The sequence below is a fragment of the Streptomyces torulosus genome, from assembly GCF_001419765.1.
Lineage (GTDB): Bacteria > Actinomycetota > Actinomycetes > Streptomycetales > Streptomycetaceae > Streptomyces > Streptomyces torulosus.
On sequence record NZ_LIRK01000692.1, the window covers coordinates 1 to 9,141 of the forward strand.

Here is a 9,141-nt window from a genome sequence, read left to right on the forward strand (position 1 = left end):
CACCGTCACCGCCCCCGTCCGCGTCAGCGCACCGTCACCGTCACCGTCCGCGTCAGCGCACCGTCACCGTGTCGCCGTACGCCGTCGCCCCGCTCGTCGTGGACGTCGAGGTGGACTTCCAGCGCCAGGTGCCGGACGTGGAGGCGGTGACCGTGGTGCGGAGCTTGCCGCCGGCGTCGGAGGTGACCGTCTTGACCGTGGTGTACGTGGAGGTGCCGGACCTCTTGAACTGGAGGGCCACGGACCGGCCGGCGTGGGCGGCGTAGACGTTGGTGTTCCAGTCGGCCCGGGTCAGCGCGCCGGTGACGGTGAGCTTGGCGCCCTTGGCCACGGGCTCGGGGCCCGCCTGGGTGGTGGCGAGCCTGGCGAGCCGCTTCACCTGGATCTTGGCGCTGGTCTCCAGGTCGTAGAAGTCGCTGTCCTTGGCGACGGCCTCGGCGGTGAAGCGCCAGGTGCCGGCCGAGCTGTTTCTGAGCCCGTAGTAGTCAGAGCGGTCGGGGTCGAGGGTGAACCTGAAGACGCACTTCATGGTGGTGGAGGTGGGCCGGGTGCAGTCGGCGGCGTAGGCGTGGATGATCTTGTCGTCGGAGCTGACCAGCTTGGCTCCGAGGATGCCCTGCATGCCCGACCCGTCCTTGGCCGTGGCGGCGACCGTGACCGTCTGGGCCGTGCTGACGCCCACGTTGAACGTCTTCTTGTTGAAGTTCACCGAGGTGAAGACCGTGTCGCCCTTCGCGGTGTCCGCGTGGGCGGCGGCGGGGACGAGCAGCGGGAGCAGCACCGAGGTGCCGAGGACGGCGGCCGCGGCCGTACGTGTACGCATGGTTCTCCAGGCACAAGAGCTACGGGCACCTCGTGTGTGCCCTGCGTCGGGGGGCGCGTACGTGCACATGAGGTGCCGGGGAGCCGGACGTCTGTCCGATCGCGAGGGGAGACCGTCGAAGGGCCCCGTTGGTTGTACACGTCCGGACTCCGAGATTCCGCTACGTCGCCCCTGCCGCGCCGCCGCTACGCCTGCCGGGCCGTCGCCCCCGCGCCCAGGGCGCCCCGCTGGGGGGTGATCCCGGCGGGCACGGCGCGCTGTCTGGCCGGGGTGCCCGTCCAGCAGGTGCCCCGGCGGGAGAGGAGGCGGCGCAGCCACAGTTCCAGTGAGACGAGGTCGGCGAGGCCGTCCAGGGGCAGGGGCTCGCCCGCGGCGGCCGCGCGGAGCGCCTTGCGGACGACGCGGGCCTCCACCAGGCCGGCCTGCGCGAGGAGCGGTGTGTCGAAGAGGCCGATCAGTGTGTCGGCGGCGACGCGCAGGCCGGTGCGGGCCGCGGCAGCGGACGTGGCGTGGGAGGGGGCGCCCCAGCCGGGCGGAAGGTCGGTGACACCGGCGCCCTCCAGGACCGTACGGAGGATGGCGGCGCGGGCGCCGGGCTGGACGCGCAGGGCCTCGGGGAGGGCCCGGCAGGCGCGGACGACCTGGTTGTCGAGGAACGGGGTGTGCAGGCGCTGGGAGCGGATCTCGGCGGCCTGTTCGAGGACGCGCAGGTCGGCGGCGTGGCGGGCCAGGGCCGCGCGGGCCCGGAAGTCACCGGGGCGCTGGCCCGGACCGACGCTCGGGCGGCCCGACACAGCACCCAGGCGAATCGATACTTCTGCCAGGGCCTCGCCCGTCAGCCAGCGGGCGGCGGGCCCGGGTCTCGCCCAGGTGAGCGCGGCGAGCGAGGCTCCGACGGCACCGCCGGGTTCGTCGAAGCGGCGCCGCATCAGACGGTCGGCGAGAACCTCGACGCCCGCGCGGTACGGGGTGCGGGCCAGTTTCCGGGCGGCGCCGTACACGCGCGCGGGGACCATCACCGAGCCGTCCGCCTTGGCGAGGGCGGCGACCGGGCGGACGAGGTGGCGGCGCTTGCGGTCCATCAGCAGGTCGGCGAGGCGGGCGGGGTGGGCGTCCAGGACCTGGCGGGCGCCGTAGCCGGTGAAGTGGTCGGCACTGCCGGCGGAGAGCCGGGCGCGGTGACGGGCCGCCGTGACGAGGGAGGGGCCCGGTTCGTCGGTCAGCGGGACGTCGAGGTCCGCGTACGGGAGGACGTCCTCGTCGCCGGTCACGACGACGTGGTGGAGGCGGGGGTTGGCGGCCAGGGTGCCCGCGCGTTCCAGTTCGGCCTCGCGGCCCGCGGTCGCCAGGTCGTTGAAGGTGACGGCGAGGAGACGTTCACCGGCGCCCGTGCCGTGGCCCAGGACCGTGCCGGGAGCGCCGGGCAGGCCGGCGGCGAGGAGGGCCAGCGTGCCCGAGGCGGGGCCGCCGGAGAGGTCGGCGCCGATGCCGGGGACCGGCATCCCGCGGGCGGCGCGGCGCTCCGCCGGGCCCATTCCGGGCACGGGGCCCGGATCGACGTCGGGCACGTGGCGCGGAGCAGACAGCCGGGTGCGTACTGCTTCTACGAGAGCGTCCCTCACCGCGTCCACCGCGCTGTCCGGGTCGGCGGCGGGTGCGGCGACGGCGAGGGACGCGACGGGCTCGTAGCCGGCGATCTCGCGCGCCCCGGCGCGCAGGATCAGCGCATGCCCCGGGGGAATGCGGCGCACGCCGTCGTACGGGGTGGAGTCATGGAGGGCGTCCGGTACGTCGGGGGCGGCGAGCAGGGCCGCGAGGTGCCCGAAGTCCAGGTCGGCCTCGACGAGATCGGCCAGCGGCAGGGCGGCCGTCGCGTACGCGGTGCCGCCGGCCCAGGGCGTGTAGAAGACGGGGCGCGCGCCCGCGAGGTCACCGCAGACGGTGACCCGGCGGCCGACCTGGACGACGGCCGTGTAACTGCCGGGCCAGGCGGTGAGATGGCGCAGGGCACCGCCGCGGGCGGCGAACAGGGCCACGCGCAGCTGCTCGTCGGTGGCCCCGCAGATGCCGAGGATCGCGATCCTGGTCTGGGCGTCGGCCTGCACGACACGCACCTCGTCGGGGCGCCAGTCGCCGACGGCCCACAGCGGATCGGGGTCGCCCCACAGCGGGTGGGAGCCGACCGGGTGCACCGCCTCGCCGTCCGGGCCGGTGGCTCTGGCGGAGCCGAGGGCGTGCGAGCCAGCGGCGGTACTGCTCCATCCCACCAACCACCGCATCGACGCCTCCACAGGCTGTGGACAACCAGTGCACCGTACGAACGGCACCCATGCTGCCACGAAGGAGGCTCGATGGAGGGCGTGCGGAGCTGCTTGCGCACCGGTAAGTGCGCCCCTGGGGAGACTTGAGCGCTCCCCCGTCACACCGCCGGACAGCCCCGGAAGCGGGGCGGTCGACAAAGGTGGACCCCGGGTCTACGACGCGAATGCGCCCCCGATACGCTCCCCCAAAACTCCTAACGCGCCCTCAAGAGACGTGGTCGGAGGGGTATTGACCCCTCGCACCCACCGTCGATTTTCGGCCAAATCGGGATCGTGGGACAGAACTCACACACCCTCCGTACCGACCCCGATGGCGACTCAGTGTCAACGAACAGTCCGGGAGGCGGAGTTCACCTCCCGGACCGGTCCGCCGCCCGCGGGGATGGAGGCGGCGGTGTCCCCCAGCCCACTGGATCCAGTACAGCGGGCCGACCCACGCACGGCCATGGAACCGCTCCCCCGCTGGCCGGAGTAGAGCGCACGGACAGGCGCACGGCCACACAGCGGGAGCACGCGGCAACAGTCCGTACTCTGTCCGTACTTTCGTACGGACCACATTCCCGCCATCCGGATTTAGGCCCCTTAACGCTTGGGATGCGGCGAACTACGCTGGGTTTACGAATGCCGCGTGCCTATGCCGCCGCGGCAGCCGTCTGTTCGAGGGGTGGCGCATGTCCAGGGAGCAACGCGGGCCGAACGAAAAGCTCGGCGCCGTTCTCGCCCTCGCGGGAATCAGCAACGCAGGACTCGCGCGTCGCGTGAACGATCTTGGCGCTCAACGCGGGTTGACGCTTCGCTACGACAAGACGTCGGTGGCGCGGTGGGTCTCCAAAGGCATGGTCCCCCAGGGCGCCGCGCCGCACCTCATCGCGGCCGCCATCGGCCAGAAGCTCGGCCGGCCCGTGCCACTGCACGAGATCGGCCTGGCCGACGCGGATCCCGCACCCGAGGTGGGCCTCGCCTTCCCCCGTGACGTCGGACAGGCCGTGCGGTCGGCGACCGAGCTGTACCGCCTCGACCTCGCGGGCCGACGCGCCGGCTCCGGCGGCATCTGGCAGTCCCTCGCCGGATCGTTCGCGGTCAGCGCGTACGCGACGCCCGCCTCACGCTGGCTGATAACCCCGGCCGACAGCTCGGTGGCGCGCGAGGCGAGCTCCGCGGAGGGCTCGGGGTCGCCGCTGAAAGTCGGCCACAGCGATGTGCAGAAGCTGCGCGAGGCCGCCGAGGACGCCCGGCGCTGGGACTCCAAGTACGGCGGCGGCGACTGGCGTTCGTCGATGGTCCCCGAATGCCTGCGGGTCGAGGCCGCGCCGCTGCTGCTCGGCTCGTACTCCGACGAAGTGGGACGCGCGCTGTTCGGAGCCTCCGCCGAACTCACCCGCCTCGCAGGCTGGATGGCTTTTGACACGGGTCAACAGGAGGCGGCCCAGCGGTACTACATCCAGGCGTTACGGCTCGCGCGCGCCGCGGCCGACGTGCCGCTCGGCGGGTATGTGCTGGCCACGATGTCGTTGCAGGCGACCTATCGCGGGTTCGGCGACGAGGGCGTCGACCTCGCGCAGGCCGCGCTGGAACGCAACCGGGGGCTCGCCACCGCCCGCACCATGAGCTTCTTCCGGCTCGTCGAGGCACGGGCACACGCGCGTGCGGGCGACGCGGTGGCCGCCGGCGCCGCCCTCAAGGCCGCCGAGGGGTGGCTGGAGCGGGCCCGCGACGGCGACAACGACCCGTCCTGGCTCGGCTTCTACGGCTACGACCGGTTCGCCGCGGACGCCGCGGAGTGCTACCGCGACCTCAAGGCGCCGCGTCAGGTGCGCCGCTTCACCGAGCAGGCGCTGTCACGGCCGACGGAGGAGTTCGTCCGCTCGCACGGGCTGCGGCTCGTCGTGTCGGCGGTCGCGGAACTGGAGTCCGGCAACCTCGACGCGGCGTGCGAGCAGGGCGTACGGGCGGTGGAGGTCGCGGGGCGCATCTCCTCGGCCCGCACGACCGAGTACGTGAAGGATCTCCTGCACCGACTGGAGCCGTACGGGGACGAGCCGCGGGTGATCGAGCTGCGCGAGAGGGCACGGCCGCTGCTGATGACCCCGGCGTAGACGCTCCGCTCGAGGGCCGGGCGCCTGCTCGCGTGCCGGGTGCGTGGGGTCTTGCGGGTGCGGGTGGGGGTCACCTACCTGCCTGTCGGGTTTGTGTGGTTTTGCGGGTGCGGGTGGGGGTCACCTACCTGCCTGTCGGGTTTGTGCGGTTTTGCGGGTGCGGGTGTGTGGGGGGTTTCGCGCAGTTCCCCGCGCCCCTGTCCGGGTGGCCTGGGTCGGAACGTGACCGAGGCCATGGAGACGTCTTTCGGGTTTGAGGGCATTGTCAGTGGTGCAGTGCACTATCAGAGTCGGGAGGTGGGGCGCGTGCGGAGGCTGGGCGCTTACGACTGTGATGTGCTCGTGATCGGCGGTGGGATCGTCGGGCTGTCGACGGCGTACGCGATCACACGTGCCGCGCCGGGGACACGGGTGACCGTCCTGGAGAAGGAACCGGGCCCCGCCCGGCACCAGACCGGGCGCAACAGCGGGGTCATCCACAGCGGCATCTACTACCGCCCCGGATCGCTGAAGGCCCGGTACGCGGTCAAGGGCGCCGCCGAGATGGTGAAGTTCTGCGCCGAGTACGGCATCCCCCACAAGGTCACCGGGAAGCTGATCGTCGCCACCGAGCGCTCGGAGCTGCCCCGGCTGCACGCCCTGGTGCAGCGCGGCCGGGAGAACGGCATACCGGTCCGGGAACTGGGCCCCGCCCAGATCACCGAGTACGAGCCGGAGGTGCGCGGACTGGCCGCCATACACGTCGGGACCACCGGCATCTGCGACTTCGTGGGCGTCGCCCGGCAGCTCGCCGCGGCCTCGGGCGCCGACATCCGGTACGGGGCCGAGGTCGAGCACATCGACCGGCGAGCCTCGCTCGGCGTGGCCGTACGGATCCGCGGCGGTGACATCGTCCGGGGGCGCGTCCTCGTGAACTGCGCCGGGCTGCACTGCGACGAGGTGGCCCGGTTGACGGGGGACGAGCCCGGCATGCGGATCGTGCCGTTCCGGGGTGAGTACTACGAGCTGGCCCGGCCCGAGCTGGTGCGGGGGCTGGTGTACCCGGTGCCCGATCCGGCGTTCCCGTTCCTCGGAGTGCATCTGACCCGGGGCATCGACGGAGCCGTCCACCTCGGGCCCAACGCGGTGCCGGCGCTCGCCCGCGAAGGGTACGGCTGGGGGACCGTACGGGTGCGGGAACTGGGCGGGACCCTGGCGTGGCCCGGAGCCTGGCGGATAGCGCGGCGGCACTGGCGGTACGGCGCCGGGGAGCTACGGCGGTCCGTGTCCAAGCGGGCGTTCACGGGGGCCGTACGGCGGCTGCTGCCCGGCATCTCCGAGGGGGACCTCGTACCGGCCGCCGCGGGAGTGCGGGCGCAGGCCGTGCTGCGGGACGGGACGCTGGTGGACGACTTCCTGATCCGCGAGGGTGCGCGGGCGGTGCACGTACTGAACGCGCCGTCGCCTGCGGCGACCGCGTCACTGCCGATCGGGCGTGAGGTCGGGAGGAGAGCGCTGGCCGCGCTGGCCGCGGTGTGACGTCGGCCTCGGCCGCCGCCGCGTGCCGGCCGCGGCTCGGGGGACACTGCGGGTGGGGATTCGGGTCCGTTGTGGCTTGAGCTTGTGGGCCGCTGCGGCTTGGGGTTCGGGTCCCGGTGCGGATTGACGACCGCTTCGGCTTGGGAGCGGCTGCGGCTTCGGGGCCGGTGCGGCTTGCGGTCCCATTCGGCCTGGGAGCGGCTGCGGCTTCGGGGCCGGTGCGGCTTGCGGTCCCATTCGGCCTGGGAGCGGCTGCGGCTTCGGGGCCGGTGCGGCTTGCGGTCCCATTCGGCCTGGGTCCCGCTTCGGCCTGCGGTCCGCGGCGGGAAGGCGGTCGTTCTCGCGGTCGTAAAATTGGGGGCACTGTGTCTGAGTCTGCCAATGCCCCCGAGTCCCGCACCTCCGGTGCTTCCCTTCGGCGTACCCGTGCCAAGGGTGAGCCCCGCTTTCCGGACGGGCCCATGGCCGATCCCGCCGGGGCGCACTTCGAGCGGCGGATCAGGAGCTTCCAGCCCCGGCGGAGCCGGGTGACGGCCGGGCAGGCGGACGCCCTCCAGCGGCTCTGGCCCAAGTGGGGGCTCGACATCGACGGGCGGACGCTGAACCTCGTCGAACTGTTCGGCAACGAGAACCCCGTCGTCCTGGAGATCGGCTTCGGGATGGGCGAGGCGACCGCCGAGATGGCCACCGCGGACCCCGGCACCAACGTCCTCGCCGTCGACGTCCACACCCCCGGCCAGGGCAACCTCCTCAATCTCGCCGACCGGAACGGACTGTCCAACATCCGGGTCGCGAATGGCGACGCGATCATCCTGCTGCGGGAGATGCTCGCGCCCGCCTCGTTGAACGGGCTGCGCGTCTACTTCCCCGACCCCTGGCCGAAAAAGCGCCATCACAAGCGGCGGCTGATCCAGCCGGAGTTCCTCACCCTCGTCGCGTCACGGCTCCGCCCCGGCGCGATCGTGCACTGTGCGACGGACTGGGAGCCGTACGCCGAGCAGATGCTGGACGTACTGACCGCCCACCCCGACTTCGAGAACACCCGGCCCGACGGCGGGTTCGCGCCACGTCCCGGCTTCCGGCCGCTGACCCGTTTCGAGGCCCAGGGACTGGACAAGGGTCATGTGGTGAACGATCTGCTCTTCCGTCGCGTAGATCAGTAGGAACCGCTTCCAACCCCCCATAGGCGCCCGAACAGTACCCCCACACCCCCGCGACCGGTCGTACGGTACGACGTCGCGGGCAGCGCCCATCGCTCGTTAGGGTCAACGCAATGGCCACCGGTCCCCCCTACCCGACGCACCCCAGCGGCACCGCCGGGGGAGGTGCGTTCAGGCCCCCGCGCTGGTGGCAGCGGAAGGGCGTCAAGTACGGCTCTCTCATCGCGCTGCTCGCGCTGTCCGGGCTCGTCATTCTGGCGCTCGTCCGCGAGCAGACCGGCACCGAGGGGTTCCTCGTCGGGCTGGGGCTCGCGGTGCTGCCCGTACCGCTGCTCGTGGCCGCGTTCCGGTGGCTGGACCAGGTGGAACCCGGGCCCTGGAAGAACATGCTGTTCGCGTTCGCCTGGGGGGCGTGCGCGGCGGCACTCATCGCGATCGTGGCGAACAGCTTCGCCACCCAGTGGATAGCCACGGCCACCGCCGACCCGTCGCACGCCGACACCCTCGGCGCCACCGTCATAGCGCCCGTCGTCGAGGAGACCGCCAAGGCCGCGGCCGTGCTGCTGATCTTCCTGTTCCGGCGGCGGAACTTCACGGGCCTCGTCGACGGGGTGGTGATCGCGGGCGTCACGGCGACCGGGTTCGCCTTCACCGAGAACATCCTGTACCTCGGGACCGCGTTCGGAACGGACCAGCTCAGCGGGGGGACCGGGCTGGCGTCGGTCACCGCCGCGACGTTCTTCGTGCGGGTGATCATGTCGCCGTTCGCGCACCCCTTGTTCACCGTGCTCACGGGCATCGGGTTCGGGATCGCGGCCAGGGCCGGGGAACGGCAGCCCGTGCGGCGGGTGCTGGTGCCGGTCGGCGGGCTCCTGCTCGCGATGGGCATGCATGCGGTCTGGAACGGGTCCGCGGCGTTCGGGGAGTACGGGTTCTTCGCGGTCTACGCGGTGTTCATGGTGCCGATGTTCGGGCTGCTGACGTGGTTGTCGATCTGGGTGCGGCAGCGGGAGCTGCGGGCTGTGCGGGAGGAACTGCCGGTGTACGCGGCGGCGGGGTGGCTGACGCCGCCCGAGCCGTTCGTGCTGGGGTCGATGCGGGCCCGGCGGGTGGCGCGGGACTATGCGTCGTACCACTTCGGCAAGGGGGGCGCCCGGGTCGTCGCGGAGTACGAGGCGTACGCGACGTCACTGGCGTTTCTGCGGCGGCGGGGGCGGTTGGGG

6 protein-coding genes are annotated in these 9,141 nt (G+C 72.6%); 4 read left to right on the forward strand and 2 right to left on the reverse strand.

Annotated features, from left to right (window positions below; translation table 11 throughout):
- Positions 1 to 52 precede the first annotated feature (52 nt).
- Positions 53 to 823 (reverse strand): hypothetical protein, encoded by a 771-nt coding sequence (locus AOK23_RS37605; protein WP_055716966.1) that lies wholly within the window; start codon positions 821 to 823, stop codon positions 53 to 55.
- A 185-nt stretch (positions 824 to 1,008) separates the two neighbouring features.
- Positions 1,009 to 3,102: an asparagine synthase-related protein gene (locus AOK23_RS37610; protein WP_055716967.1), complete on the reverse strand. Its 2,094-nt coding sequence runs from the start codon at positions 3,100 to 3,102 to the stop codon at positions 1,009 to 1,011.
- Positions 3,103 to 3,815: 713 nt separating this feature from the next.
- Here AOK23_RS37610 and AOK23_RS37615 point away from each other — a divergent pair.
- The 4 genes from AOK23_RS37615 to AOK23_RS37630 all read left to right on the forward strand — a co-directional run.
- Entirely contained in the window at positions 3,816 to 5,240 is a 1,425-nt protein-coding gene (locus tag AOK23_RS37615) for an NsdA family TPR-like regulatory protein (RefSeq protein ID WP_009320877.1), read from the forward strand.
- Between the two features lie 306 nt (positions 5,241 to 5,546).
- Positions 5,547 to 6,758: an L-2-hydroxyglutarate oxidase gene (gene lhgO / locus AOK23_RS37620; RefSeq protein ID WP_055716968.1), complete on the forward strand. Its 1,212-nt coding sequence runs from the start codon at positions 5,547 to 5,549 to the stop codon at positions 6,756 to 6,758.
- A gap of 365 nt (positions 6,759 to 7,123) precedes the next feature.
- On the forward strand, positions 7,124 to 7,921 hold the full coding sequence (trmB, locus tag AOK23_RS37625; RefSeq protein ID WP_055716969.1) for a tRNA (guanosine(46)-N7)-methyltransferase TrmB: 798 nt from the start codon (positions 7,124 to 7,126) through the stop codon (positions 7,919 to 7,921).
- A 110-nt stretch (positions 7,922 to 8,031) separates the two neighbouring features.
- A partial coding sequence (locus AOK23_RS37630; protein ID WP_055716970.1) for a PrsW family intramembrane metalloprotease occupies positions 8,032 to 9,141 on the forward strand: 1,110 nt, incomplete at its 3' end.